Genomic DNA, 25,882 nt, shown 5'->3' with positions numbered 1-25,882 from the left:
TTTTATCCGTGTAATTTGTCGCTTCAGCGACCCATTCATCCAATGATTATTCCATTAGCTCACCGTGCCGGACAAACGCAGGAATATTACTTCTCAGTCAAATTGGCCGAAGTTCGTAAACTGCTGGCTGCCGGGCACGATGTGATCAACATCGGCATCGGTAATCCCGATATGATGCCGTCCGACAATACAATTCAGGCCTTAACCCACTCGGCACAGCAACCGAATGCCCACGGGTATCAGTCTTACAAGGGGACACCCGGTTTTCGGAACGCCATTGCCGGTTATTACGCCCATACGTACCAGGTTTCGCTCGATCCCGAAACGGAAATCCTGCCGCTTCTGGGTTCAAAAGAGGGCATTACGCACATTTCGTTAACCTTCCTGAACGAAGGCGATGAAGTGCTGGTGCCGGAACTGGGCTATCCGGCATACAACGCCGTGAGCAAAATGGTGGGTGCCCACGTACGGAATTATCCGCTTTTGGAAAATCAGGGCTGGCAACCGGATTGGGAAGCGATGGAAGAACTGGTGTCTGACAATGCCAAGATTCTCTGGCTCAATTACCCGCACATGCCCACGGGCGCTCCGGCGACGCAAAAACTCTTCGAGCAGGCCGTCCGGTTTGCCTACGACTACAGTTTGTTGCTTTGCCACGACAATCCGTATAGCCTGGTTCTGAATAAAAAACCGCCCATCAGCCTGCTTTCCATCGATGGTGCTAAAGAGGTTGTCATTGAAATGAACTCGATGAGCAAGTCGCACAACATGGCGGGCTGGCGGGTTGGCTGGATGGCGTCTTCAAAACCGTACATCGATGCGGTTTTGTCGATCAAAAGCAACGTCGATTCGGGGATGTTCAAACCGGTTATGGACGCAGCCGCCGAAGCCCTGACCAATTCGGATGCCTGGCACGCGGAACGAAATGCGGTGTACGAAGGCCGTCTGGAAGCCGCTACGGCTTTTCTGGATGCCCTGCATTGCACCTACACCAACGATCAGGAGGGCATGTTTCTGTGGGCCAAACTGCCGGATTCGATTGAATCGGCCGAAGCGCTGGTGGATGACCTGCTCTACAACAAGCACGTTTTCATTGCCCCCGGTTTCATCTTCGGCCCAAAAGGAAACCGGTACATCCGGGTGTCGCTGTGTATGCCCAAAGAGCGAATCTGGGAAGCTGTTCAAAGAATCTCTAACTAAACCCTGATTCCCTCTGATGTACGCTGGTCAACTCTGTGAAACAACTATTACACAGAGTTGACCAGCGTACATCAGAGGGAATCAGAGAAACAGAATATGACAATCACAATCGTTGGAGTGGGTTTACTGGGCGGGTCGTTTGCGCTGGCGGTTCGGGAGAAGTACCCGAAGGCGAAATTTATCGGCGTGGATGCGTCCTCCGTGCATGGCAAACTGGCATTGGCCAAAGGCATCGTCGATGAAATGAAACCGTTGGTTGAGGCCGTGGCCGTCAGCGATCTGGTCGTGCTGGCTACACCCGTCAACAGCATTCTGGAATTGCTGCCCCAAATTCTGGATCAGTTGCCAAAAGGGGGCACCGTCACCGACCTGGGGTCAACGAAAGAACTGATTTGCCACTTGGTTGATAGCCACCCGAAACGGGCGCAGTTTGTGGCCATTCACCCGATGGCCGGAACCGAAAATTCGGGTCCGGGGGCTGCTTTTCGGGAGTTGCTGCCCGGCAAAAACCTCATCATCTGCGACCGGGAGAAAAGCGACTCTGACAGTCTGAAACTGGTGGAAGCGCTGTTCAGCGACATCGGCATGAAGCTCTTTTACATGAACCCGCAGGAACATGATTTGCACCTGGCCTACGTTTCGCACCTGAGCCACATTAGTGCGTTTGCGCTGGGACTGACGGTTTTGGAAAAGGAAAAAGACGAGCAGGCCATTTTCGATATGGCCAGCACCGGTTTCAGTTCCACGGTGCGGCTGGCAAAAAGTTCTCCGCAAATGTGGGCGCCCATTTTCGACCAGAACCGGGCGAATGTCTCCCAGGCTTTGTCTGATTACATCGAATTTTTGCAGCAGTTTAAAGCCATTATCGACGATCAGAACCTGGACGATTCATTCGAATTTATGGCCAAAGCCAATCAGATCCGCCGGGTTTTGGAGGGAATCGACCGGAAGTGATGTAAAAAGGAATGATAAATGTAGAATGATGAACGCTGAATGTAAAAGTGCCGGTTTGGCTACTAGTTTACATTTAGCGTTCATCATTTATAATTTTACATTTCAGGTTTTGCTCCGTTCTCCTTCAAAAACCGCTTTCGCGTTCTCAATGCTTTTCTTTTGAATGAAGTGGGCCGTAGCTGCTCTGCCAATCCCCAGGGTTGCGGTGGTTGCAATACCGGCGGAAACCGCACTGCCCACGCCCGGAAAGAAGATTTTAACGGAAGCCCGGGCCAGTTCGCGCAGCACCAGACCGGCACTGATCGTGGCCCCGATGGCGGTCAGGAATTCTTTCGCGGTATCCTGACTCAGTTGGCGACCGGCCACATACGCAATGGCGATGATCAGCGTGATCTGCAAGGAGGTGATCGGTATAATATCGCCCAATGGAATCGGCACGGCGGCAATTCCCCCACAGATGGCCGCCACCACTTTGGTGAGCCGGTTGGCAATCGACTCCTGGAGCGTGCGAACCTGACTCAGCCGGGCAAAAGCCAGCTTGCCTTCTTTCGGCAGTTCATTGAAAATATAATCCAGCAGTTCGTCGATCCGCCAGCGCTCGTCGGAGCGGAGCGTGTCATTTTTCCAGGACTGGTACGATGAGACCCCCAAGACCGTAATCAGCGATTCTTTTAAATACGGATCGGCTTCAAATTTCGTTTTGAGCAGGTTTTCAATGACCTTGACCCGCTCCAGTTTTTCGTTCAGGTCTTCCGGGTCTTCGTCCTCCGGTTGGTGCAAACGCACATTTTTGGGTTCGAGCGTATCGCAATGGGTGGCAACGACCAGAATGGGCGGGCGGTAGTTGTGGACTTTCTCAACGGTTTTACTGATTTCTGTGAGTGCTTCTAAGTCGTGGTTGATTCCGGAATCGGCTTCGGTGGCTTTGATCAGAAACAGGATTAAATCCGGTGATTTCTCCTTTAAGGCGTTGAGGATCGACTCGATGGGAGAGGCTGCGGCATCGGCTTCGTCGGGGCGCGATCCCTCCTGTAAACCACGGGTGTCCAGAATTTCGAGGGTTCCCATGTCGCTCGAATACGGCCACCAGGTAGCCTCGCCGGTTTGGGCTTTTTCGTGACCCACTTCCGCGACTTTACGCCCAAAAATCGCGTTGATCAGGGATGACTTGCCGCTGCCCCGTCGGCCGACGAGGGCAAACCGGGGAGAACGCGTTTCAACGAGCAACTGGCGAAATTCGCGGATTTCCTGACGGACGTCCTTCGCGACAGACTCCGGGACACGATCGAGTAAGGTTTCCAGTTTCTGTAGGACCTCACTGATTTGGGATTGCAGGGGTTGGCTCATGGGAGTCAAGTATAGGCAAATTGGCCGGTATTTTATCCGGAAATTACAGCACCGGTGTAATACTATACACCAGTTGCGCTTTTTTTGTTTGGCGGCTTTTTGGCATCAAACCGTTCCAAGTTTTCGATTGCACCCATATACAATCACCCCGAATTTCCCGGACCAGGTCCGAATTTCCGGTCTGGTACCGAATTCCCCGGACGATATCCGGGGCTAATGATGAGAGCCCTTTGGGCTGGGGTTGGGGGTATGCCGAATTTCCGGTCTGGTACCGAATTCCCCGGACGATATCCGGGGCTAATGATGAGAGCCCTTTGGGCTGGGGTTGGGGGACAATGTCGTAAATATTTTGGGCACTAACTTCCAACGGTTCAGGTGACTACCGGGTCTATCCTCCAAATGACCAAACCCCGTTCTCCTATGAAAAACCGACTACTTCTGCTGCTTTCTGCCGCCCTGTGGCTGGCCTGCCAGCCCGGTGACTCCTCTGAATTTGGCATCGAACCCGGCGGCAATATCTACAACGACGAAGCGTCGCCAACCCAAAAGCTGTATTGCAACGGCACCAATTGTGATAATCCCAACAACATTGAAAAGTACACCTACAACTCGGCCGGAAAGTTGACGCGAATCGATTACGTTGGCCGGGTTGCCAGCGGGAAAATGGAGACCTATTCGTATTATGAATACCGCTATAATCCGAATGGTCAGTTGGTTGCAAAAACCCGGTTTGGCCAGTATGGCGCCGGTTCCAACTGGGTCGCTTACGATGAAACCGAGTATGAATATGCCGATGGTGTACTGAAAACCGAGCGGAATTATTTCAACCAGCGGAATCCGGAGCAACGCGTGCTGACTGGTCTGGTCGAATACACGTATAAAGACGGGAAAAAAACAGAGCAAAAGTGGTTCGATTCCAACCAAAAACTGAGTAGGCGGGTGGTCTATGAATACCAGGAAAATGTGTTGATCCGTGAAACCTGGTATTTGGATACGGATAAAGCTTTCCGCTTATTTACGCACACTTTTGCCGGAAACCGCCGGCAAATCAGCGAACACTTACCGAACAGCAGCGATCAAATTGCGCTCATTGAGAAGACTTACGACAAACAGGGGCGTATTTTGACCGAGGAAACCAAAGTGAACAATCCCTTGCTGTGCGTAATGATTGCGGGTATTATTCGGTATACGTATTGAGAATCCGGTTTCACAAAATAAAACCGGACCAGAAGGCAATCCGCAGTGGGTTGCCTTTTTCTGTTCATTCGCTCGTCAAAATGTCCGGTTTGGAGCTTGATTTTTCCGGTTCGCGGAGGTAAAAAACATAAGGAGAAACCTTTTCTTTTGCTTTGTACAAGAATTTCGATTCGTGTATGAAAAAGGTGTTCATCGTCATCCTGTTATTGATCAGCCGAGAAGGAGGGGCGCAAACCGTCGTTCGGACGGTGCAGGAGGCCCTTCAACTGGCCCGGCAGCAAAATCCCGATCTGAAAATTGCCCGGCAAAACCGCATCACGCAGGAGCAGCAACGGGCCGCCACCCGCGCCAGCCTGATGCCAACGGCGCGGGCCTTTACCAACCTCGACTATAATTATGCGCTGCCGACGCAGTTGATTCCGGCGGAGTTTCTGGGTGGTCAGCCCGGCGAATTCCGGTCGCTGCAATTTGGCGTTCCGTTCAACCTGACGGCGGGCGTGGAGGTTTCGATGCCCTTGCTGAGTCGCCCCAACCGCCTGGATGTCGGATTGACCAACCAGAATTTACGCATCATCGACGACCAGAATCTGGTGTTGCAGGACGAAGTGTCGACGCAGGTCGCCCGGGTGTACCACGCCACCCTGCTGACCCGCTCAGCCATCGACATTGCCCGCCGGAACGTGGCCAATGCCGATACCATCGCGACCATCGCCCGGTATCGACTGGAAAAAGGACAGATCGAACCGCTGGAATACAACCGCTTGCAATCCATCCGGCTGACGGCCGAGGATGTGCTGCGGCAAAATGAACTGAGTTATGTCCGTAACCAAAACCAGATGAAGGTATTGCTGGGGATTGCCTTGCAGGATTCGCTGGTGCTGGAGCAGGATCTTGTTGGGCCGTCTGCGCAAGCCGGGTTTTTGGCCCTGAACGGAACCGTCGAACGTCCACAGATCACCGTCCGCCGTTCGCAACTGGCGTTGTTTCAACAACAGTTGAACCGGGAAAATGCCCTGCGGTGGCCTACGCTGTCGGTGTATGCCCGGTATTCGGCCCAGGCGCAACGGAAACAGTTCGACTTTCTGGATTTTAGCGAAAAGTGGTTTCCCATTGGCGTAGCCGGTTTACAACTCAATATTCCCCTGTATACGGGCGGTTTGCGAACGGCCAACCTGAACCGTGCCCGGCTGCGGATCGAGCAGGCCCAGACCGAACTGGCGTATGAACAAACGCGCGCCGAGGTCGATAACCAGGATATTCTGAATGCGTATAACCAGGCCGTTCGTTCACTGGCTTTTAACCGGCAGAATTTCGAGTTGAACGAGCAGAACACGCAGATTGCCCTGGTGAAATACCGGGCGGGAATCTTCGCGTATGACCAGTATCTGAACGTATTCAATGAGTCGTTAAACGCCCAGAACCGCTACCTGAATACGTTGTCGAACGTGTTTATCAATCAGACGATTTTGCAGATCAGAAATGGACAATAAAGCACACCCCGGATTGAATTACGAACTCCTGCTTCCCACGGTTGCGGGAATGCAAAAGGGCCTCATTCTGCTGGCTATAGCGGTTTTATCCGGTTGTAACCGGAAAGAAGAAGGCACTTCGCCGACTTACAAAGACCTGACGGAAGCGGTATATGCATCGGGCGGTATTTACCCCCGGAATGAGTACAAAGTGCTGGCCAATGCCGACGGTATTTTGCAGCAGAAGCTGGTTCGCGAAGGTGATTCAGTCAAACGCAGTCAGTTGTTGTTTGTGCTGGAAGATATTACACAGGACGCGCGCGAACAGGCTACGGCCAACATTTACCGGCAGTCGCAGGCCAACCTGAGCGACAACTCGCCGGTTTTAGCCGAACTCGAAGCGCAGGTTCGCACGGCGCAAACCCGCCTGGCCAACGACTCGGTCAACTATGCCCGCTATCGGGATTTATACCAGCAAAATGCGACGTCCAAAGCCGAGCTGGAGCGGGTTCAACTGGCCTACCAAACGTCTCGGAACGACTACATTGCCCGGCGCAGTTCGTTGCAACGCACCCGGAATCAGTTGTATGTCGACTTGCAAAACTCCAGGAGTCAGTACGTGGCCAGCGGGCAGGAGCAGGGCAACACCCGCGTCCGGAGTTTTGTGGATGGCAAGGTGTACGAGATTTTGAAAGAACCGGGCGAAGTCATTCGGCGGAACGATCAGCTTGCGCTGATTGGGAGTGGGCATGATGTGTTTGTGAAACTGGCGGTCGATGAAAGCGATTTCGGGAAGATTCGGGAAGGGCAGGAGGTGGTGGTCAAAGCGGATGTTTATCCCAATAAAGTGTTCAGGGCCCGGGTTCGGAAGATTTATCCGAAGCTGAACCGGGTCGATCAGTCGTTCCGGGTCGATGCGGATTTTGTCGGTGAACGACCCGACGCGTATTACGGATTGACGGTCGAAGCCAACATCATCATCAGCCAGAACAAGCGGGTGCTGACGATTCCAAAGTCGTATGTGGTTGGAAATGACAGCGTTTGGGTCAGTGAGAACGGTGATAAGAAGAAGATAAAGATTGTGAAGGGCGCCGAAAATTTCGATCTGGTTCAGGTGAAAGGTGGTTTGAGCGAACAATCGATTTTGATTAATCCGGAATGAATGTAAAAAGATATTTCGGAGAGCTTAGCGGAGTTTAGAAGAGTTAAGCTGAGGGAATTAATAACTCTGCTTCACCGCACGGGCGGCCCCGTCCCTTTTCCTCCGCTAAACTCAGCGAAATATTTCCCCAAAACTCATGAATCTCAGCATCACCACCCAAATTGCCAGAACGCACCTGCTGTCGAAGAAGCGGCAAACCCTCGTTGCCATGCTGGGCGTGACGTTCGGGATTGCCATGTTCATCACCATGATCTCGTTCATGCAGGGCGTCAACCAGTTTCTGGAAGACTCGGCACTGGATGCCAGTCCGCACGTGCGGATGTACAACGAGGTGAACACGCAGCGCCCCGCCCTGATCGATCAGTTGAACCGGAGCGACTCGGCGTTCAACGTCATCTACCACCAGAAACCGAAGGAGCAATTGTCGCGGCTGAAAAACGGTTTTCTGATCGCCCGGCGGATCGAGCAGGAACCGGGCGTGCTGGGGGTTTCGCCCCAGCTCAGTACGCAGGCGTTCTATAACAACGGTCCCATTCAGATTTCCGGCACCATCGCCGGGGTTGACATTGATCGCGAAAACCGGCTGTACAACCTGAAAAGCCGGTTAAAATCCGGAACGATTGAAGCCTTGCGGAGCAACCCGAACGGGCTGATTATGGGCAATGTGCTGGCCCGGAAGCTCAACGTTCGTGAAGGCGATAAGGTGAGTGTGACGACGCCGACGGGGGGGACGATGATTCTGCGGGTGGTCGGCACGTTTGGGTTTGGCATCGGAACGGTCGACAACACCAAGAGTTACGCCAATTTATCGACGGTGCAGGAGATTTTGCAGAAAGATGCGAGCTATGTGACCGATATTCACATCAAAATGTTCGATCCGTTGCTGGCGCTGCCACTGGGTAAAAAACTGCGGGCGATGTACGGGTATTATACGGAAGACTGGGCGACAGCGAACTCGGCCATCCTGGCGGGCGAAAAAATCCGGAATGTCATGACGTTTGTGGTGTCGATGACGTTGCTGGTGGTGGCCGGTTTTGGCATTTACAACATCATGAACATGAATGTCATCAATAAAATAAAGGACATCGCCATTTTGAAAGCGACCGGTTTTGAAGGGAAAGATATCGTCCTGATTTTTCTGCTCCAGGCGGTTTTTATCGGCGTATTGGGTGGATTACTGGGGCTGTTGATTGGCTTTGTTCTCAGTTATTTATTGTCGATAACGCCGTTCAACGCCGGGGATTTTTTAAGCATCAAAACGTTCCCGGTTATTTTTGATCTGAAATACTACGGAATGGGTCTTCTCTTCGGATTGATTACGACGGTTTTAGCCGGTTATTTCCCTTCGCGAAAAGCCTCGAAAGTAGACCCGGTTTCGATATTAAGAGGATAAACGATGGAAAAGGTATTAAAAGCATCGCATTTCAATAAGTACTTCACCGAACCCGATCGATTTCAGGTGCTGAAAGATGTGACGTTTGAAGTCAATAAAGGTGAATTCCTGGCGATCGTTGGCAAGTCGGGGTGTGGCAAATCGACGCTGTTGTATTTGCTGTCAACGATGGATACGGAGTATGAAGGAACGCTGGAAATTAATGGGCAGACGTTAACGGGTCGCAGTCAGGATTATCTGTCGAAGTTTCGGAATGAACACCTCGGTTTTGTGTTTCAGTTTCACTTTTTGTTGCCGGAATTCACCACCTTACAAAACGTGATGCTTCCGGCTTTAAAATTGGGAAAATATTCGCAAGAAGAGGTGGAACACCGGGCCTACGAAAAGCTGAAAATGATCGGAATGGAAGACCACGCCCGCAAACTATCGAGCAAATTATCGGGCGGACAACAGCAACGCGTGGCCATCGCCCGCGCCTTGATCAATGATCCGACCATTGTGATGGGCGACGAACCAACGGGAAACCTGGACAAGACCAATACCGGGATTGTCTTCGATATTTTCCGCGAAATTGCGCAGGAAAACCACCAAACCATTATTGCCGTTACCCACGACCCCGACTTTGCCGCCGGTTGCGACCGGGTTATCGAGATGTCGGACGGCATGATCATTTCCAGCCATGAAAATCAAGTTTAACAAATACGTCGAGCTGCTGTTGCTGTGGGGAGCGCTGGGTGGCGTGGTGGGTCGGCAGTGGCTGATGCCTGATATTACGTGGCAGATTCAGGTTGAATTATTCTTTTTATCCTTTTTTGTTTTGAACGCCATCTGGCTGTTTCATTACTGGTTTAACGACTACCTGAACCGACGCTTACCTTTTGAAAAAAACATCAAATTACGCGTTGTGATTCAGATTATTGGTGGGTGGGGCATTGTAAAAACCGTGTATTTGGTAATTAGTTATTTTGTTTATACCGAGTTATTATCGGCACAATTAACGAGCGTTCCTTTACTGAACCGGTTTAGCGTGATCATTATTGGGATGACGGTTTTTTTAGCGAATACGGTGGTATGTCTGGGCTTTATTGCCAGTCATTTCCTGAAACAATGGCAGGAGAATGCCATTCGGGCGACCCAACTCGAAAAGGAAAAAATTCAGGTGCAACTCGATAGTTTGAAAAACCAGATTAGTCCGCATTTCCTCTTCAATAGTTTGTCGTCGCTGGACGGCTTAATTCACGAAAATCCGGATTTAGCGTCGCAATTTTTGCGGCAATTATCGAAAGTATTCCGGTATGTCATCCAACACAAGGATAAGGATCTGGTGAGTTTAACCACCGAAACCGACTTTATAAATAACTACATTCTGCTCCTGAAAACCCGCTTTAACGGCTCACTTGATATTCAGGTGAAAATCCCACCGGCCTACGCCGATAAAGCCATTGTGCCGGTGACCTTACAAATTTTGATTGAGAATGCCATCAAGCACAATATTGCCAATGCCGGGCAGCCGCTGACCATTCAGATCGTGGCGGATAAAGAGTACGTCTCCGTCGAAAATAACCTGCAACGAAAACCGCGGGTTGAAACATCGAATGGGCAAGGGTTGACCAATCTGAAAGCTTTATACCACTTTTTGAGCGAGAAGGATGTGAAGGTGGAGGAACACAATGACCGGTTTCGGGTGAGCGTTCCCTTGGTTTAATGAAAAATGAACTCTGAAAAATAACAAATGAATGGCCAATCGTCGTACATTGTGCGCAATCATCATTTCGTGAAAAACTATGACGCACGCACACAACGCCGACCAACTGCTGGACATTACGCTCCGGGAGTTGACTACCGATCCGGTTCATTTGCAACCGATGGCCAATAGCTTTATTGATCAATGGGTCCGGGCGCTCGGATCGGGCCACCTGGTTCTGGACGATATTTCGGATGAACTGGAGCAACTGAAGGCGGCACTGGCCACCGGAAAAAGCCTGCTAATTGCCGAGTCGCTGCATTCACTGGCGAAGCTGACCCGGAAAAGTCTGGAGAATGCGGAAGAAGAAATGAAAGGAAAACTTCAGGAACTGGCGACTACGCTGGATGCGGTTTCGACGGGATTGGGAAGGAAAGGAAAACAAAAAGAGAATATTGAATAATGAATGTTGAATAGCGAATAACGAAGTCAGAACCAAAGCAAAAAAATCAGCTCTCTTTCGTTATTCGCTATTCAACATTCATTATTCGCTATTATTTCAGATTTTACTCAGTAACATCCCGCAGCGTCGCGATTTGATCGCGGGTCTGGCGGAGTTCGTCGAGCTGGGCGCTGAGGGTTTGGCGGATGTAAGAAGGAATGCTTTCATCTTCCAGCGTTTCTTCGTATTCTTCAACCGCAGCATTTTCGCCAAAAACGCAGGATTCAAGTACGGTATGGCGATCTTTGCCCGTAAAGGCCGATTTGATGTCGATCCAGGCCCGGTGAATTTTGCTGCCGGTACTGGTTTCTTCAACACCGGGAACCTGTCCGCCAATGCGAACGATGCTGTCGGCCAGTTCGCTCCGGAATTTCCGGCTTTGTGAAGTCAGGTTCTTGAAGAGAGAAGCCAGTTCGGCGTCTTCAATGTCCTCGGCGGCTTTTTCAAAACCATTGATGCGGTCGTTATTTATTTTAACCAGATCATTCAGAGAGTCAACGATTTCGTCGTTTGTCATGATTGCAAGGTGTGTTGATTATTACCTATTTTAACTGGATCATTCAGCGAATGTTTAATAAAATGCGATTTTGAGCGTAAAAAGGCATGACTATTTTACTGATCGAAGATGAACCGCTGGTTGCCAAAACGTTGGCCCGACTGGTTCGGCAACTGGAGCCGGAGGCCCATCTCGAGGGTCCGCTGGAGAGTGTTCAGATGGCGCTGGAGTGGTTTGGCCGCCACCGCGCCACCGATCTACCGGAGCCGGATTTGATCCTGTCCGATATTCAACTTTCAGACGGAGTCAGTTTTGATATCTACCGTGTAATCAATCCGAAGTGTCCCATCATTTTTACGACAGCCTACGACGAGTATGCCATTCGGGCGTTCAAACTCAACAGCATCGATTATCTGCTGAAACCAGTCGAACCGGACGAATTGAAAGCTGCTTTCGACAAATACCACCGTTGGCGGCAGGGCGGTACGTCGGCCGATTTTCGGGATCAGCTCCGGGATTTACTGGCGGACGTATCAGCACCGACGAAAAAGTACAAACACCGGTTTATGGCGCATTATCTCCGGAATATTGTGCCGGTTCTGGAAGAAAACGTGGCGTATTTCTGCCGGGATGAGCTGATTTATCTTTATACGATGGACGGGCAGAAACTGGTGACGGATTATGGCTCACTGGATGAACTGGAAGAACTGACCGACCCGGATGTTTTCATTCGGGCCAACCGCCAGTGTCTGGTCAATCTGCATGCGATCGCGGGTTATCAATCGCATTACAGCGGCAAACTGATTGTCACCCTCCGAAAACCGGCCACGACCGAATTGACCATCAGCAAAGAAAAAGCCGCTGTGTTTCGGGAGTGGTTTGAGCAGGGGTGATTTTAGAATAGAGAAGTGAGAATAGAGAAGTGAGAATAGAGAAGTGAGAATAGAGAAGTGAGAATAGAGAAGTGAGAAAAGAGAGGTGGTAACGGATTTAAGAGAATGTCTTTACTCTCTTGTCTCTGCTCTAGCCTCTAGTCTTCCTTCTGAACAATCTGAACCCGCACCAGATCGATCCGGGCTTCCGTCATCGACAGAATTGTAAACGTAAACGGCGGCATTTCAATCACATCGTTTACGTTCGGAATTTCGCCATTGATCGATAAAATTAAACCGCCCAGGGTGTCATAATCGCCTTCCGGAATGCCCCAGCCGTACTTTTCATTCAGATTTTCGATTTCGTGCCGGGCGCTCAGAAGCCAGGTGTTGTCGTCCAGTTGCCGTTCGTCCCAGTCTTCGTTGGTGTCGTATTCGTCCTGAATCTCGCCGAAAATCTGTTCGACCAAATCCTCGACGCTGACCAGACCCGATGTCCCCCCGAATTCATCGACCACCAAAGCGAGACTTCTGCGTTCGGCCAGAAACTTTTCGAGCAACAACCGGGCGGGCATACTGTCCGGCACAACCCGAATGGGCGTCAGGATGCTCTCGATGGTTTGTGGTTTCTGAAACAGGGCGAGGGCGTGGCAATAGCCGATCACATCGTCAATGTTGTCACGGTATACGACAATTTTTGAGTGGCCGCTGTCCTGAAAACATTTCTTCAACTCTTCAATGCTGTCTTCCACATCCACGGCCGTAATTTCCGTCCGCGGAATCATGCAATCCCGCACGGCTACATTGCGGAAATCGATGGCATTGTTCAGGATTTCGGTGTCGATGTCGATTTCTTCCTGACTCGAATCGACCTGCTGTTTCTGCTGGTTGAACTGCTGAAGGTAGTGGTTCAGGTCGATCAGCCCAAAAACCGGCCGGACTTCGGAGTACTGACTTCCCGGAATAATCTTGACGATGCCTTTGGTGAGCCAGACCATCAGCCGAACGATGGGGGCAATGGCCTTGTAGATGACCCAAATCGGGATGGCCAGCCTTTCCATGAACGCATCGGGGTGAATGAGCGCCAGGCTTTTGGGAACATAATCCGCGAACGGCATGAAAACAACCGTTAGAATCAGCGTTTCGATGACGATCAGCGTAACGGGATGGTTGAACGCATCCGGGACGTAGGCCGACAGAAACGGGTTGAGGGCCGTCACGCCCAGCACACCATATAACACCAGAAAGAGCGTATTCCCGGTCAGGGTGGTGCCAACAAACAGAATGGGTTGTTTCAGAAAGGCTGATACCAGCTTCTCGCCCAAGGGCCCCTGTTTACTGTGCAGTTCAAAATAAAGCCGGTTCACCGATTGGTAGGCCATCTCGACTGCCGAGAAAAAACCGGCCAGCACCAGTGCCACGAATGCTCCGAGGAGAATACTGTAGGATTCCATAGGGTTTCTGAACCGCGGGGCCGTCCGTGCGGTTCAAGACTTTTTCTTCTTTTTTCGGGTTGGTTTCACCGGAACGTTTGGTTTTTGTTTGACCGAATTCAGGTGTACGCCACGAACATACATAAAAGCCAGCAAAAACGCCAGACACAGCATAATTAGCCAGTAATGTTCGCCAAATGTACGCGTCCGCCGGAACTCCAGAACCCATAATATGAGGCAGCCGATGGAAAGGGAAATAAGAACGGTTTCTCTGATTTTCATAAAACGGCTACTGCGAACTGCCCACCAGCGTCGGCTTCTTTTTGTCCCGCATCTTGGTGAATTCCCGGTAGCGACGAATCGCAGCCATCGAAAAACCGATGACGAGCACAAACGTCCCGATCCAGAGCAGGTTGATGAGCGGCATTTCCTTGGCTTTCATCACGATGTAATCGCGCTGGGTGGTGTTGGCCGTGAAGGTAAACAGGCCGGTTCGCGGGTCGATTTCGTTCAATTGAAGCCGTAAACCGAGTTCTTCGTTGGTTTCGGCCTTCCGGCCCACCATGCGGTCCTTGATGATGAAGGCCGGCGACAGGGTATATTCCCGCTCCTTGTCCAGCACACGAACCACGGCTTTGACGGCCGCATCGTTTGGCCCGAGGGGCGTTCCTTCGATTTCGCGGGTTTGAATGATGTTATCAAAAACCGCTACGTAGTCATTCACAAAGAAGGTGTCTTTGGGGGCAATCCGGTAGGTTTCCGTCGGGCTCCAGGTGCCTTCGCTGCTGGGGTCAGGAACCGTCGCGACGTAGGTATACAAGTCTTTGCCCGGCATCCGGCGAATGTCCGGCGAGGGCAGAAAACCGCCTGCGCCCATTTGCTCGTTGATCTGACCACGCGGATACAAGGTGAAAATTTTGCCTCCCGGTTCGCGGTATTCCACTTCGTAATAGGTGTTTTCGGGGTGCAGGGCAACGGTATCGCCTTTTTTGTGGTACAGCTTGCCGTTTTGTTCAATATCCCGGGTCGCAATGCCGTGAAAACTCAGCTCCGGCGTGGCGCCCACAATTGGCTCGACCCAGTTGCGGGGAACGTAGTCCGGCACGTCGCGAATTTCGATCCGCTGGCCCCGGTAGGTCAGCAGATAACCGCTCATTTTCTGCGGCTGATTCAACCACAGGATGACGTTTTCCTTGTTTTCCTTGTTGTCGTTTTTCGTAAAATCTTCCCCTTTCGAAATCAGCAAACCGGTGTTGTTCAGGGAGACAATTTTGGAATAACCCGACGAAAACAAAATCCCGATCAGCATCAGAGCCACGCCAATGTGCGCCACTGCGCCACCCGACAGCTTGTAATTCCCCCGAACGACGCCCCACAAAATGCTGGAATTCGCAACAATGGCGAAAACCGATGTGGTGAGCAGCACCATGAAGGCCGGTTTCGTAATGTCCCCATACGCAATCAAACCGCCACTGATGAACATCGTAATGATGCCGGAAGTAATGAGGGAGTTCAGGTTGCCTTTGCCCACTTTCCGCCACCAGATGAATTGCCCGATCCCTGTCAACAGCGCAATGGCCGAGAAAAACCAGATCTGGAATTTGTTGTAGTGCGCCACCTGATCGGCGGGCATGGCGATGTTGGGGCTGAATCCGAAGGCTTCACCAATTTTGTTGTAAACCGGAAAAGAGGTGGTGTTCAGGACCTGAAAACCGGCCAGACAGAGCACAATGGCACCGATGAACAGCCAGAATTCTTTGGAATACACGGAAGTTTCTTCTTCGTCTTTCTCGATCAATTTCCACTTGAAACTGATCAACACCACGGCCATGGCCACGAAAACCAGCATGTAAATCAGCAACTGACCAGAAAGCCCTAAATCCGTAAAGGAGTGAACCGAGGCATTGCCCAGAATACCGCTGCGGGTCAGGAAGGTCGAATACAGAATCAGAAGAAAAGTGGCTACGGAAAGAATGATGGCGGTTTTCAAACCGGTTGAACTCTTTTTGGCAATCAGCATGGCGTGAATGGACGCAATCAGGACCATCCAGGGCACCAACACCGAGTTTTCGACCGGGTCCCAGTTCCAGTACCCCCCAAAATTAAGCGTTTCGTAAGCCCAGTAGCCGCCCATCAGAATCCCGACGCCCAGCACCATCGCCGAAAACAACGCCCAGGGCAGCGCGGGACGCATCCATTCTTTCGGCTCGTTTTTCCACAAACCGGCAATGCAAAAAGCAAACGGAATCAGCGTGGTAGCATAGCCCAGGAAGAGAGTCGGCGGGTGAATAACCATCCAGTAATTTTGCAGCAGCGGGTTCATGCCCTTGCCGTCTTCCGGAATGTAATTCGGATTGCTGGTGAAAATGGGTATATCGGCCAATGCATCCCGCATTAATATGAACGGTGAACTACCCACTTTGAAAGTATCACCAAAAACTACACCCAGAATCATGGACGCCAGAAACGCCTGAACCAGCGCAAAAACCGTCATCATGGGGGCTTCCCACTGGCGCGAACTGAGGCTTTTCGCCCGGTCGTCGCGGTTGGTTTGAATCAGGACAATGCCCAGAATCACGTTCCAGAACAGCCAGAGCAGAAAACTGCCTTCCTGTCCGTGCCAGAAGCTCGAGATGATGTATTCGGCCGGCAACGCGCGCGACGAGTAATTCCAGGCGTAATGGTATTCGTAATAATGATTGGAAATGATGTAGAACAGACAGGCGACGATACCGAAAATGGCCACACCGTGGAGGTAAAAAGCACCCCGGGCCAGCCAGCGCCACTGCGTTATCTCCCGCTTGTTTTGCAACAGTTCGCTACCCGCCAGTGAAATCCGGAGGTAGGCAAACGTGGACATCAGGGCCGTAACAAAGGATATAATAACAAAAAGGTGGCCGATATTACCGACGGTTGTATGAATCATGCTTGGAATGATTGAATGGTTTTGATGGTTAAAAATGGTTGAATGGCTTTGATGGTTAAAAATGGTTAGGTGATCGAACGCTTTCAATCATGACCTATCCACTCAACCATTTTCACCCATCAGAACCATCTCGCCATCCGTTTATAACTTTGCCGTTTTTGCTTCGTACTCCTTCGTTTCCAGCTTGTTATCCTGGTATTTCGACGGACATTTCAGCAGGATTTTGTCGGCCCGGAAATGATCGCCCTGCATGCTGCCGATGACCACCACCTGTTCGGAACGGTCGAAGTCCTGCGGTTTGGGCGAGTTGTAGACCACTTTCTGGAGGTGGTTTTCGGTGTCGACCAGCGTAAATTCAAAGCGGTTGGGGTCGACCTGGGGTTGATACACCATGTTGATGATCTTGCCCTGAGCGTCTTTAGTCAGCGTGCCCACGACGTGAACGCCGTCGGATTCGCCACTTTTCGCCAGTTCAGCCGCCTGGGTGAAAGTCACGTAGGAACTGGCATCCCCCGCCGTGGAGATGATGATACCGATTGCCAGGGCAATCACGACAATACCGAGAATATGTGTTTTTTTCATGATTGAGAGGAAAGAAGCGAGACAAGAGAATAAAGAAAGTTAGGATGCATTTTTGTCTTTACTCTCCTGTCTATCGTCTCATGTCTATTTAGAAATCTCTTTTTCCAATTTACTAATTTTCGTATCCAGTCGGATGAGGTAGGCAATGACCCCCGCAAAGGTGACCAGAAATACGGCCACCACGACCCAGATTTTACCATCGGCCCGAAGCCGGTCAGCCATCTCAATTTCCTGAGCCTGACTGCTGAACGACAGCAATACCAATAAGCAAAGGACTAGGAATTTAGGTATCATAATAGTGAGTAGTGTAAAGTGGTAACAAGTTTGGTCAGCTAATCATTCCGCAGTGGAATGGGCTTTGGGCAGAGCATCGTTGACATGATCCAGCCGGTCGCGCAGTCGACGCAGCCGCACCCGCAGTTGGGTAATCCAGACGCCCAGTAACGTCATCCCGATCACAGACGGATACAACACCAGCCGCATGCCGCTGTCCATGTCGTATTTGCCAAAAGCCGGGTTGCCGCCGTTGCCCGGATGCAGTGAATCGGTGAGCCGTGGCAGGATAAAAATGAGCGGCACAAAAACCGCAAAGGCAAAAATGTTGTAGATCGCCGAAATCCGGGCCCGGCGCAGTTCGTCGTCGAACGAGTTCCGCAGAATCAGGTAGGCAAAATACATCAGCATTCCGACCGCAACGCTGTTTAGTTTCGGGTCATTAGGCCACGGATCACCCCAGGTGACGCTGGCCCAGAGTGAGCCGGTGGCACACCCCAGAATACCGTAGAGAATGGCGCTGTTGGCAAACTCCACGGAAATGTGATCGTCGTCCATGCGCCCTTTTCGCAGATACCGGATCGAGTAGATCATGGACGTCAGCATTAGGATGATCATCGAAAACCACAGCGGAACGTGAAAGTAAACGTTGCGAATGCTCTCATTCAGAATGGGTTGACGGGGAACCGTTCCCAGAAGACCGACCCAGATCACGTACGTCATGATGACGACGGCCAGGGCTTTCCACCAGTTTTTTTTCATAGTCATTTCAACTTCTCCACAAATAGGGAAATAACAACACCGACAACACCAGAACGATGGCATCGATGGCCAGCAAAGTTCCGATTTCGTCCAGACTAACGCTACGATCCAAGCCATCAAGTGCATTTTTTGATACCCGAATCAGCATAAGCAACAAAGGAAGCACCACCGGAAAACTCAAAACCGCCATGAGCGTCGCACTATTTTCGGCTTTGGAGGCAATGCCCGCAACCAGCGTCAGCGAAGCCGCGAAGCCGATGGCACCCAGCAGCAGATTGACCACAAACAGCGGCATGTCCATCCCCTCACCGGGAACGCCCATCACCAGCGTGTAAATCCCGAACCCCAAACCGGCCAAAACCAGCATCAATAGGGTGTTATACACAATCTTGGACAGGATGATTTTCTGCGGGCTGACCAGCGTGTAATAGTACAAAAGCCGCCCGGCGCGTTCCTGAACAAAACTTTTGGCAATGGCATTGATGGCCGTAAACAGCAGGATAATCCAGAACAAGGCGTTCCAGACCATCGGTGTCAGTTGGTTTCGGCGCAGGCTGAAGCTCAGAAAACAGACGAAAACCGTGCTGACGATGTAGAGCAGCATCCCATTCAGGGCATATCGCTGCCGCCATTCCAACCGAAATTCTTTGCTGATTAATACTCTGAGCTGTTGCATCGCGCTGTTGCCTGAGGGATTTTACCCTCCGTCATCCGGCCAAAATGTATGAATTTCGAGTGTTTGTACCAGATTCTACAAAATTACAACACAAACCCCAGTTCAGCTTGATACCAGGACGGTTTTTTCACGGGCAGGGGAGAAGGATCTCCGGAATTAATCCGGTTTGTGGAATCTATTCGTTTTAACTAATTATTTCGTTTACGCGCTCTGCCAGAAAACCCCGGTTTTTTTGAAACATTTCTTGTAAAAGCGAACGGATATCCGTTAACTTGCATTAATTTGTAATGAGTCTAAATATCATACGCGAATGTCCCACCGAAAAATACAGAAGCGCAGTGTCGCCGATTTAAAGGTTGGCGAAAAAGCGGTAATCGAGTCATTCAGTGACCAATGGATGTCGCTGAAGTTGCTTGAAATGGGATGTTTGCCCGGTACGGAAGTGTGTCTGCACTGCAAAGCACCGTTGGGGGATCCCATTTGCCTGAATGTTTCCGGGTATTGTTTATCGATGCGGAAATCAGAAGCGGCTACCATATTAATCGAACAATAATATCGCCAGGGGGCCGGGTGTTGTAGGACAGTTCCCGGCTTTTTCATTCTATAGTACCCTTGAAATCAAAACCTGTCATCGCCCTCGTGGGCAATCCGAACTCCGGAAAATCATCGCTGTTCAATCAATTAACCGGCCTTCGCCAGAAAGTGGGCAACTTTCCCGGTGTAACCGTCGATAAAAAATCGGGAACGGCTTTTCTGAATGAGACCACCGAAATTTCGGTCATCGACTTGCCGGGTGTTTATAGCATTTATCCCAAGTCTGTCGACGAACAGGTCGTAACGGATATTCTGGCCAATCCGCAGCACCCTGATTACCCGGATGTGGCCGTGGTGGTGGTCGATGCCTCCAATCTAAACCGCAACCTGCTGTTGTTCAGTCAGATTCAGGATTTGGGCGTGCCGGTTATCATGGCGCTGAATATGCTGGATATTGCCCGGCAGCAGCACCTGGAAATCAACGCCGTTCGGTTGTCGATGCAACTGGGCGTGCCGGTGGTGAAAATCAATGCGCGGATCGGGGAGGGGCTGGAACTGTTGAAGGTTGCGATCGAGCAGCAAATCGGTCAGCCGACGGTTTCGGAAACGCTTTTTTTCGATCCCGGACAGCAGACGGTTTTAACGGGGCACGACATGAAGGGGCTGATTGCCGATGTTCGGCAGCAATACCAGCTCACCAATAATTATCTCGCGCTGCAATACCTCATTCAACACGACGGATTTTCGTTTCTCGGACAACCGCAACGGGTTAAACTGGACGGCCTGATTGAAAAATACCAGTTCGACGAGGTCGATTTTCAGGCGAAGGAAACCATTGGGCGGTACAAGCGCATTGGCGAAGTGGTTAAAACCGTCGTGAAGGACAAACGTCCCCTCGACCAGTCGACCTGGAGCCAGCGGATCGACCGGATTCTGCTGCACCCGGTCTGGGGATATGCCATTTTTGCCACGGTTTTGCTCCTGATTTTCCAGGCCATTTTTGCCTGGGCGCAGCCCTTTGTCGATGGCATCGACGCGGGTGTGGCCTGGCTCAACGGCACCCTGCACGAACAACTTCCCGACAGTCCGCTCACGGATTTACTAACGGACGGAATCATCGCCGGGGTGGGCGGAGTCGTCGTTTTCATTCCGCAGATTGCCTTCCTGTTTCTACTGGTTTCGCTGCTTGAAGAATCGGGTTATATGTCGCGGGTGATGGTGCTGATGGATCGCATTATGCGGCAATTTGGACTAAACGGCCGCAGTGTGGTGCCGCTGATTTCGGGTGTGGCCTGTGCCGTTCCGGCCATCATGGCCACCCGCAGCATCGGTTCCTGGCGTGAGCGACTAATCACCATTCTGGTGACGCCCCTGATGAGTTGTTCTGCCCGCTTGCCTATATACACCATTCTCATTGCGCTGGTGGTCCCGGAAAAAACCGTCTTGGGCTTCCTGAATTTACAGGGCGTTGTGATGATGGGGTTGTATCTCTTGGGGCTGGTGGCGGCTCTGTTGGCGGCCTATGCCTTCAAACTCATCATCAAAGCCAAAGAACGGAGCCTGTTTGTGATGGAACTGCCGACCTACAAATGGCCGCGCTGGAACCACGTCGGCATCACGGTATGGGACAGTGTGACCTCATTCGTCTGGCAGGCTGGGCGGGTCATCGTCGCGATCTCCATTGTGCTGTGGGTGCTGGCGTCCTACGGTCCCGGTGATGCGCTGGAACAGGCCGAAAACCGGGTACGGAGTCAAAATGCCAACCTGCCCGCTGAACAGGTGGAAAACCGGGTCGCTTCCGAAAAACTGGAAGCCTCATATGCCGGTCGGTTCGGGAAAATTCTGGAGCCGGTGATCAAACCGCTGGGCTACGACTGGAAAATCGGAATTGCCCTCATTAGTTCGTTTGCGGCCCGTGAAGTGTTTGTCGGAACCATTGCAACTATCTACAGCATCGGGAGTGCCGACGAAGGAAACGACAATACGATTCGGGAAAAACTGGCGGCAGAAATCAACCCGGAGACGGGCGGACCGATGTATACGCCCGCAGTGGCTTTTTCGTTGCTGGTTTTTTACGTATTCGCGATGATGTGCATGAGCACGATCGCAACCGTTTACCGCGAGACCAAAGGGTGGAAGTGGCCCCTGATTCAGTTAGCCTACATGAGCGTTCTGGCGTATGGGTCCGCTTTTCTGGTTTATCAACTGATGAAATAAAAAAACAGATTTCATCAGGAGCGGCCGGTTTTGAAATCCGCTTTTCCTGATGAAATCTGTTTTGGTGTGGATTATGCTTTGGTGTGGATTACTCGGTTTACATTACCAGAACAACCCTTTTGAAATGATCGGGTAAACGAAGTGGAAGAGAATGTAGGCAAAAATCATGACGGTCAGGACGCCCAACAATGAAATCTGGTCAATTTCAAATCGAGCACGGCGGCCTCCTGTACGATTCGCTCTCCATTCTTTTGGGACAACATTTCTCATGGTAATGTTCAATTATGGTGTTGATATAGGATATGCTGGATATAGGCTACAAAATTCGGCAATTCAGGCGGTTTTGGTATGCGTACAACTACGTGATTTTCAAAACAGGTAGTTTTTACATGTCAAGTTGTAGCAGATTACTTAATCTCCAGTCAAATACTATTCCAGTGGATACCGGTTTTTCAACTTGACTTACCAAAAGGAAAACTTGCTTGATTTTCAGTCTGTTATTTATTGTAAAAAAAAGCTAAAAAGCATTTTTTTGTTTTTTATAAACAAGAGCCGATGGGTAAGTGTAGATTTTTTTCTACACCCCTTGGGAACGTATTACACAACGTTAGACCCGCTTGTATCTACGATGGTTGTAAGAAAATAGATGGAGGAGGAGAAATCTTTTTTGATGACGAGTATTTCTACGATAAAACACTCGCCACCGGCTTTAATCCCACCGCAGGGATTCGATGATGTCGGAAGCCGTCAGACCAATCGGGCCATGATGTTCGGCGGCCCGGTCGCCCGCCCGCCCGTGTTCAAAAACGCCCAGTACTGCTGCTTCCACCGGGTCATACCCCTGAGCGATCAGGGCCGTTAGAATGCCCGTCAGAACGTCGCCGGTTCCGCCGGTACTCATGCCCGGATTTCCGGTCGAATTGAAATGGGTGGTGCCGTCCGGCGTCGCAATGGCCGTATGGGCACCTTTCAAAACGACGACAAACTGGTTGCGCTGGGCAAAATCCCGCAGAATACCCAATTTGTCATAATCGCTCGTCCAGCGTCGCGTCAGGCGCTCAAACTCTTTGGGGTGGGGTGTTAAAATGCTGTTCTTCGGTATTTTATCGATCAGGTCGCGATTCCGGGCAATCAGGTTAATGGCATCGGCGTCGATCACCATCGGTTTTTGGGCTTCCGAAAGCAGTTTGCGCAACATCGCCAGGGTTTCGGGAGCGGTGCCAATGCCGGGGCCAACACCAATAGCCGAATAGCTGCTTAGCTCGGGTGCTTCCAGTTCCGACTGTCCTGACAGAATGTGTAAATGGCCATCGGGCAGGCACATGGCTTCCGGGACTGTGGTTTGCAGGATTTCGTAGCCGCAACGGGGCATCTGTACGGTCAGCAGCCCCACTCCCGACCGCAAACACGCTCTGGCCGAGAGAACACCGGCCCCAATTTTTCCGTAACTGCCGACCAGCAACAGGGCGTGCCCGAACGATCCTTTGTGCGAGAACCGGTTTCGTGGGCGTAACAAATGGCGGGCTTCCTGTTCGGTGGTGTAAAAATAAGTCGTCGGCGTTCGTTCGATAAAGACCCGGCTCAGACCAATATCGACCCAGTGCCATTCCCCCACGTAAAGCCCCAGGGTCGGTTGCAGAAAAGCCAGTTTCGGCAGATGAAAGGCGACGGTATAATCCGGCTGAATGATGGTAGAATTGGGGCCGTTGGCGGTGTCGGCAAAGAGACCGCTGGCAATATCGACCGCAACGACTGTGGCCGGACTGTGGTTGATGGCGTCGATCACCGCCTGAACAATGCCCTCTGTGGTTCGGGAGAGCCCGGAGCCCAGAATGGCGTCGATCACCACTTCCCGGTTTCGAATAATCGGTATATCGCGTTCATTTTCAATGTAATTGATCGAAGAAATCAGCTTCAGCCGCCGGTGGTTGTGCATGAAATCATCGGATTCGCGGGGAGCGTAGCGGACCACATACGTCTGCACGGAATATTCCAACTGGGTCAGCAAACGCGCAATTGCCAAACCGTCACCGCCGTTGTTGCCTAATCCGCAGAAAATCCGAACGGGACGGGTTTTGTCAAACCGGGCCGTATACCAGTCGGTAAACGCCTGAGCAGCCCTTTCCATGAGGTTGATGGGCGCAATGGGTTCATGCTCAATGGTATATTGATCGAGGGTACGGGTTTGTTCAACGGTCAGAATTTTCATCAGGCTGGATCAACTGGGACTAACGGGTTCGGGTCTTCAATGGCGAATTAGCTAAAAACCCGTTAACTTTCCACGGTTCGGGGGGCAATCAATTTATTTTAAGGGCAACTATTTATAAAACGGAATCTTTTGGCTATATTTGCGGCTTATTAGGAAATTTCATACCCCCGAAGATATCTACGGTCATGAGTGAATTAATTAAACTGGTCGAAGCTGAGAATGCAGGTCGGCGGAACAATTTTCCGGACTTCCACTCAGGCGATACAGTCAATGTACATGTTAAAATCCGTGAAGGAAACAAAGAGCGGATTCAGGTTTACTCGGGAACGGTAATCCAGCGCCGGAATCCGAACACCAACGGAGAAACGTTTACAGTACGCAAGATCTCAAATGGTATCGGTGTAGAACGGATTTTCCCGATTCTGTCGCCGAATATCGACAAAGTTGAATTGGTTCGTCTGGGCCGCGTTCGCCGGGCACGTTTGTTCTATCTGCGTGGCCGTCAGGGTAAAGCAGCACGGATCAAGGAACGCAAGGCTAAAGTAAGACAGCCACAGGCGTAGTACTGCCCCTCTTCTCAGTAAGAAAGCTGTCTGTCCGGACGGCTTTTTTTGTACCCCAAAAAAAGAGTTAAGAATTATTAATTAAGAGTTAAGAGTTAAGAGTTAAGAGTTTTGTGTGCGTCAGCCAACTCTTAATTTTTAACTCTTAACTCTTAACTCTTAAAATGATCGATTTCTTCAAATACCAGGGAACCGGCAATGATTTCATCCTGATCGACGACCGCGCCGAAACCTTCCCGGTTTCGCAGGAACGCATCGCCCGGCTTTGTCACCGTCGGTTCGGAATCGGAGCCGATGGCTTGATTCTGCTTCGCAATCACCCGGAGTATGACTTTCAGATGGTTTATTTCAATGCGGATGGCGCCGAAGGCAGCATGTGTGGCAATGGCGGACGCTGCATCGTTCGTTTTGCGCACGATTTAGGCCTGTTTGAAACGGAAACCCGTTTTCTGGCGGTCGATGGCGAACACCAGGCTTCGGTCAACGAAGCGGAAGTATCCCTGAAAATGAATGAGATTGCCGGGATCGACCAGCAGGCGGATTACGCTTTTCTGAATACCGGTTCTCCGCATTACGTGAAAGTGGTGGAGGATGTCGAGTCGATGGATGTCGTAGCGGAAGGTCGGCCGGTTCGCTATGACAGTCGGTTTGCACCCGGTGGGACCAACGCCAATTTCATGCAGCCTATTGGTGCTAATGCCTTGTTTGTCAGAACCTACGAGCGGGGTGTTGAGGACGAAACCTATTCCTGCGGTACGGGTGTAACGGCCTCGGCTTTGGTTGCGCACCAGCAACTCGGCATGAGCAGTCCGGTTTCGATTCAGACGCTGGGTGGAAATTTACGCGTCTCTTTTGTGGTCAATACCGACGGAGGTTTTAGCGATCTTTATTTAATCGGCCCGGCGGTTCGGGTATTCACTGGTTCGGTAGCAGTTTAAATAATTATTCTTCGGCTCCAAGAATACCGCCTTTGAGGTGATACAACTGTTTTTCTTCCATTTCGGGATGGCGGCAGAAATCCTTCACCGCCACCCGGCTGCGGACGCCATTGGTGCAGACCACAATCACGTTGTCATATGGCAGCAGATAATGCCGTTTGCTGCGGATTTCGGCTAGTGGAATGTTCAGGCCGCCGATGTTAAATTCTTCAAATTCCCATTCGTCGCGCACGTCGACAATGACGGTTTCCGGTTCCATCACCAGCGACTCCATTTCTTCCGTTGTAATGTCGGTATATGTTTTCGGATTCACAGGCGATAGGGCAGTGTAGATGGGTGGTTCATTCGGTGTCATTGCATACGAAACACGAAAATAGGAAAGGGTGTTTTCTCAGTCCGGAAAATAGTAGCGGATCCGCGATCTTTTATTTTCCGTCGACCTTTTACCGGCTTTTTACTGCCAACTTGTCACATTCTGACGCTCTGGAACAGT

At 51.0% G+C, this 25,882-nt stretch carries 25 protein-coding genes; 14 read left to right on the top strand and 11 right to left on the bottom strand.

All coding sequences use genetic code 11. The features are described from left to right. The first annotated feature begins 42 nt into the window (after window positions 1-42). A complete protein-coding gene (locus FH871_RS14740; RefSeq protein ID WP_138992189.1) occupies window positions 43-1,200 on the top strand; it encodes a pyridoxal phosphate-dependent aminotransferase in 1,158 nt (385 codons plus the stop codon). A 96-nt stretch (window positions 1,201-1,296) separates the two neighbouring features. After that, window positions 1,297-2,154, top strand: a complete 858-nt coding sequence (locus tag FH871_RS14735; RefSeq protein WP_138992188.1) for a prephenate dehydrogenase — start codon at window positions 1,297-1,299, stop codon at window positions 2,152-2,154. 102 nt (window positions 2,155-2,256) lie between these two features. Here the strand turns inward: FH871_RS14735 and FH871_RS14730 are convergent, their stop codons facing one another. Continuing rightward, window positions 2,257-3,501 (bottom strand): GTPase family protein, encoded by a 1,245-nt coding sequence (locus FH871_RS14730; protein WP_138992187.1) that lies wholly within the window; start codon window positions 3,499-3,501, stop codon window positions 2,257-2,259. A 420-nt stretch (window positions 3,502-3,921) separates the two neighbouring features. On the opposite strand from FH871_RS14730, the gene FH871_RS14725 reads away from it, so the two are divergent. The 7 genes from FH871_RS14725 to FH871_RS14695 all read left to right on the top strand — a co-directional run bounded on the left by FH871_RS14725 (window position 3,922) and on the right by FH871_RS14695 (window position 10,869). Further along, window positions 3,922-4,698 carry a hypothetical protein gene (locus tag FH871_RS14725; protein ID WP_138992186.1) on the top strand — a complete coding sequence of 259 codons (777 nt, stop codon included), beginning with the start codon at window positions 3,922-3,924 and terminating at the stop codon, window positions 4,696-4,698. A 176-nt stretch (window positions 4,699-4,874) separates the two neighbouring features. After that, window positions 4,875-6,188, top strand: a complete 1,314-nt coding sequence (locus FH871_RS14720; RefSeq protein WP_138992185.1) for a TolC family protein — start codon at window positions 4,875-4,877, stop codon at window positions 6,186-6,188. Window positions 6,189-6,237: 49 nt separating this feature from the next. Continuing rightward, the gene (locus FH871_RS14715) at window positions 6,238-7,329 is read left to right on the top strand and encodes an efflux RND transporter periplasmic adaptor subunit (RefSeq protein ID WP_138992460.1); all 1,092 of its coding nucleotides are present in this window, start codon (window positions 6,238-6,240) and stop codon (window positions 7,327-7,329) included. A 136-nt stretch (window positions 7,330-7,465) separates the two neighbouring features. Next, a complete protein-coding gene (locus FH871_RS14710) occupies window positions 7,466-8,722 on the top strand; it encodes an FtsX-like permease family protein (protein WP_138992184.1) in 1,257 nt (418 codons plus the stop codon). Window positions 8,723-8,725: 3 nt separating this feature from the next. Further along, complete coding sequence (locus FH871_RS14705) at window positions 8,726-9,418, top strand: ABC transporter ATP-binding protein (protein WP_138992183.1); 693 nt, start codon at window positions 8,726-8,728, stop codon at window positions 9,416-9,418. Further along, complete coding sequence (locus FH871_RS14700) at window positions 9,402-10,427, top strand: sensor histidine kinase (protein WP_138992182.1); 1,026 nt, start codon at window positions 9,402-9,404, stop codon at window positions 10,425-10,427. The genes FH871_RS14705 and FH871_RS14700 overlap by 17 nt, the downstream gene beginning before the upstream one ends. A gap of 79 nt (window positions 10,428-10,506) precedes the next feature. Beyond that, on the top strand, window positions 10,507-10,869 hold the full coding sequence (locus FH871_RS14695; RefSeq protein WP_138992181.1) for a hypothetical protein: 363 nt from the start codon (window positions 10,507-10,509) through the stop codon (window positions 10,867-10,869). Between the two features lie 103 nt (window positions 10,870-10,972). Here the strand turns inward: FH871_RS14695 and FH871_RS14690 are convergent, their stop codons facing one another. Then, entirely contained in the window at window positions 10,973-11,425 is a 453-nt protein-coding gene (locus FH871_RS14690; protein ID WP_306439237.1) for a PA2169 family four-helix-bundle protein, read from the bottom strand. An 86-nt stretch (window positions 11,426-11,511) separates the two neighbouring features. On the opposite strand from FH871_RS14690, the gene FH871_RS14685 reads away from it, so the two are divergent. Then, entirely contained in the window at window positions 11,512-12,297 is a 786-nt protein-coding gene (locus FH871_RS14685) for a LytTR family DNA-binding domain-containing protein (protein ID WP_138992179.1), read from the top strand. A 137-nt stretch (window positions 12,298-12,434) separates the two neighbouring features. On the opposite strand, the gene FH871_RS14680 is transcribed toward FH871_RS14685, so the two are convergent. The 6 genes from FH871_RS14680 to FH871_RS14655 form a co-directional block, all read right to left on the bottom strand. Beyond that, window positions 12,435-13,730, bottom strand: coding sequence for a hemolysin family protein (locus FH871_RS14680; RefSeq protein ID WP_138992178.1), 1,296 nt, complete (start codon window positions 13,728-13,730; stop codon window positions 12,435-12,437). A 268-nt stretch (window positions 13,731-13,998) separates the two neighbouring features. After that, entirely contained in the window at window positions 13,999-16,635 is a 2,637-nt protein-coding gene (gene ccsA, locus FH871_RS14675; RefSeq protein ID WP_138992177.1) for a cytochrome c biogenesis protein CcsA, read from the bottom strand. 141 nt (window positions 16,636-16,776) lie between these two features. Continuing rightward, window positions 16,777-17,217 carry a cytochrome c maturation protein CcmE gene (locus tag FH871_RS14670; protein ID WP_138992176.1) on the bottom strand — a complete coding sequence of 147 codons (441 nt, stop codon included), beginning with the start codon at window positions 17,215-17,217 and terminating at the stop codon, window positions 16,777-16,779. 84 nt (window positions 17,218-17,301) lie between these two features. Further along, window positions 17,302-17,511, bottom strand: a complete 210-nt coding sequence (locus tag FH871_RS14665) for a CcmD family protein (protein WP_138992175.1) — start codon at window positions 17,509-17,511, stop codon at window positions 17,302-17,304. A 42-nt stretch (window positions 17,512-17,553) separates the two neighbouring features. Beyond that, on the bottom strand, window positions 17,554-18,252 hold the full coding sequence (gene ccsA, locus FH871_RS14660) for a cytochrome c biogenesis protein (RefSeq protein WP_229317299.1): 699 nt from the start codon (window positions 18,250-18,252) through the stop codon (window positions 17,554-17,556). 7 nt (window positions 18,253-18,259) lie between these two features. After that, window positions 18,260-18,928: a heme exporter protein CcmB gene (locus FH871_RS14655; protein ID WP_138992173.1), complete on the bottom strand. Its 669-nt coding sequence runs from the start codon at window positions 18,926-18,928 to the stop codon at window positions 18,260-18,262. A gap of 325 nt (window positions 18,929-19,253) precedes the next feature. Here FH871_RS14655 and FH871_RS14650 point away from each other — a divergent pair, with 325 nt between their 5' ends. Then, on the top strand, window positions 19,254-19,481 hold the full coding sequence (locus FH871_RS14650) for a FeoA family protein (protein WP_114406273.1): 228 nt from the start codon (window positions 19,254-19,256) through the stop codon (window positions 19,479-19,481). Between the two features lie 59 nt (window positions 19,482-19,540). Continuing rightward, window positions 19,541-21,679 carry a ferrous iron transport protein B gene (gene feoB / locus FH871_RS14645; RefSeq protein ID WP_138992172.1) on the top strand — a complete coding sequence of 713 codons (2,139 nt, stop codon included), beginning with the start codon at window positions 19,541-19,543 and terminating at the stop codon, window positions 21,677-21,679. Between the two features lie 102 nt (window positions 21,680-21,781). On the opposite strand, the gene FH871_RS33145 is transcribed toward feoB, so the two are convergent. Then, window positions 21,782-21,949 (bottom strand): hypothetical protein, encoded by a 168-nt coding sequence (locus FH871_RS33145; protein WP_171062850.1) that lies wholly within the window; start codon window positions 21,947-21,949, stop codon window positions 21,782-21,784. Between the two features lie 439 nt (window positions 21,950-22,388). Beyond that, entirely contained in the window at window positions 22,389-23,888 is a 1,500-nt protein-coding gene (locus FH871_RS14640) for an NAD(P)H-hydrate dehydratase (protein WP_138992171.1), read from the bottom strand. 185 nt (window positions 23,889-24,073) lie between these two features. Here FH871_RS14640 and rplS point away from each other — a divergent pair, with 185 nt between their 5' ends. Both rplS and dapF read left to right on the top strand, forming a co-directional pair. Then, window positions 24,074-24,451 (top strand): 50S ribosomal protein L19, encoded by a 378-nt coding sequence (gene rplS, locus FH871_RS14635; protein ID WP_114406239.1) that lies wholly within the window; start codon window positions 24,074-24,076, stop codon window positions 24,449-24,451. Window positions 24,452-24,618: 167 nt separating this feature from the next. Further along, the gene (gene dapF, locus FH871_RS14630) at window positions 24,619-25,389 is read left to right on the top strand and encodes a diaminopimelate epimerase (protein WP_138992459.1); all 771 of its coding nucleotides are present in this window, start codon (window positions 24,619-24,621) and stop codon (window positions 25,387-25,389) included. A gap of 4 nt (window positions 25,390-25,393) precedes the next feature. Here dapF and FH871_RS14625 read toward each other — a convergent pair whose 3' ends face one another. Then, window positions 25,394-25,702, bottom strand: a complete 309-nt coding sequence (locus FH871_RS14625) for a rhodanese-like domain-containing protein (protein WP_138992170.1) — start codon at window positions 25,700-25,702, stop codon at window positions 25,394-25,396. Window positions 25,703-25,882 lie beyond the last annotated feature (180 nt).

It is taken from the genome of Larkinella sp. C7 (assembly GCF_006149005.1).
GTDB lineage: Bacteria > Bacteroidota > Bacteroidia > Cytophagales > Spirosomataceae > Larkinella.
This window is presented reverse-complemented; position numbering and strand designations above follow the sequence as displayed.

Coding starts and splice junctions, on each gene's coding strand:
- FH871_RS14740 (WP_138992189.1), top strand. CDS start 43: ATGATTATTCCATTAGCTCACCGTGCCGGACAAACGCAGGAATATTAC.
- FH871_RS14735 (WP_138992188.1), top strand. CDS start 1,297: ATGACAATCACAATCGTTGGAGTGGGTTTACTGGGCGGGTCGTTTGCG.
- FH871_RS14730 (WP_138992187.1), bottom strand. CDS start 3,501: ATGAGCCAACCCCTGCAATCCCAAATCAGTGAGGTCCTACAGAAACTG.
- FH871_RS14725 (WP_138992186.1), top strand. CDS start 3,922: ATGAAAAACCGACTACTTCTGCTGCTTTCTGCCGCCCTGTGGCTGGCC.
- FH871_RS14720 (WP_138992185.1), top strand. CDS start 4,875: ATGAAAAAGGTGTTCATCGTCATCCTGTTATTGATCAGCCGAGAAGGA.
- FH871_RS14715 (WP_138992460.1), top strand. CDS start 6,238: ATGCAAAAGGGCCTCATTCTGCTGGCTATAGCGGTTTTATCCGGTTGT.
- FH871_RS14710 (WP_138992184.1), top strand. CDS start 7,466: ATGAATCTCAGCATCACCACCCAAATTGCCAGAACGCACCTGCTGTCG.
- FH871_RS14705 (WP_138992183.1), top strand. CDS start 8,726: ATGGAAAAGGTATTAAAAGCATCGCATTTCAATAAGTACTTCACCGAA.
- FH871_RS14700 (WP_138992182.1), top strand. CDS start 9,402: ATGAAAATCAAGTTTAACAAATACGTCGAGCTGCTGTTGCTGTGGGGA.
- FH871_RS14695 (WP_138992181.1), top strand. CDS start 10,507: ATGACGCACGCACACAACGCCGACCAACTGCTGGACATTACGCTCCGG.
- FH871_RS14690 (WP_306439237.1), bottom strand. CDS start 11,425: ATGACAAACGACGAAATCGTTGACTCTCTGAATGATCTGGTTAAAATA.
- FH871_RS14685 (WP_138992179.1), top strand. CDS start 11,512: ATGACTATTTTACTGATCGAAGATGAACCGCTGGTTGCCAAAACGTTG.
- FH871_RS14680 (WP_138992178.1), bottom strand. CDS start 13,730: ATGGAATCCTACAGTATTCTCCTCGGAGCATTCGTGGCACTGGTGCTG.
- ccsA (WP_138992177.1), bottom strand. CDS start 16,635: ATGATTCATACAACCGTCGGTAATATCGGCCACCTTTTTGTTATTATA.
- FH871_RS14670 (WP_138992176.1), bottom strand. CDS start 17,217: ATGAAAAAAACACATATTCTCGGTATTGTCGTGATTGCCCTGGCAATC.
- FH871_RS14665 (WP_138992175.1), bottom strand. CDS start 17,511: ATGATACCTAAATTCCTAGTCCTTTGCTTATTGGTATTGCTGTCGTTC.
- ccsA (WP_229317299.1), bottom strand. CDS start 18,252: ATGAAAAAAAACTGGTGGAAAGCCCTGGCCGTCGTCATCATGACGTAC.
- FH871_RS14655 (WP_138992173.1), bottom strand. CDS start 18,928: ATGCAACAGCTCAGAGTATTAATCAGCAAAGAATTTCGGTTGGAATGG.
- FH871_RS33145 (WP_171062850.1), bottom strand. CDS start 21,949: ATGAGAAATGTTGTCCCAAAAGAATGGAGAGCGAATCGTACAGGAGGC.
- FH871_RS14640 (WP_138992171.1), bottom strand. CDS start 23,888: ATGAAAATTCTGACCGTTGAACAAACCCGTACCCTCGATCAATATACC.
- rplS (WP_114406239.1), top strand. CDS start 24,074: ATGAGTGAATTAATTAAACTGGTCGAAGCTGAGAATGCAGGTCGGCGG.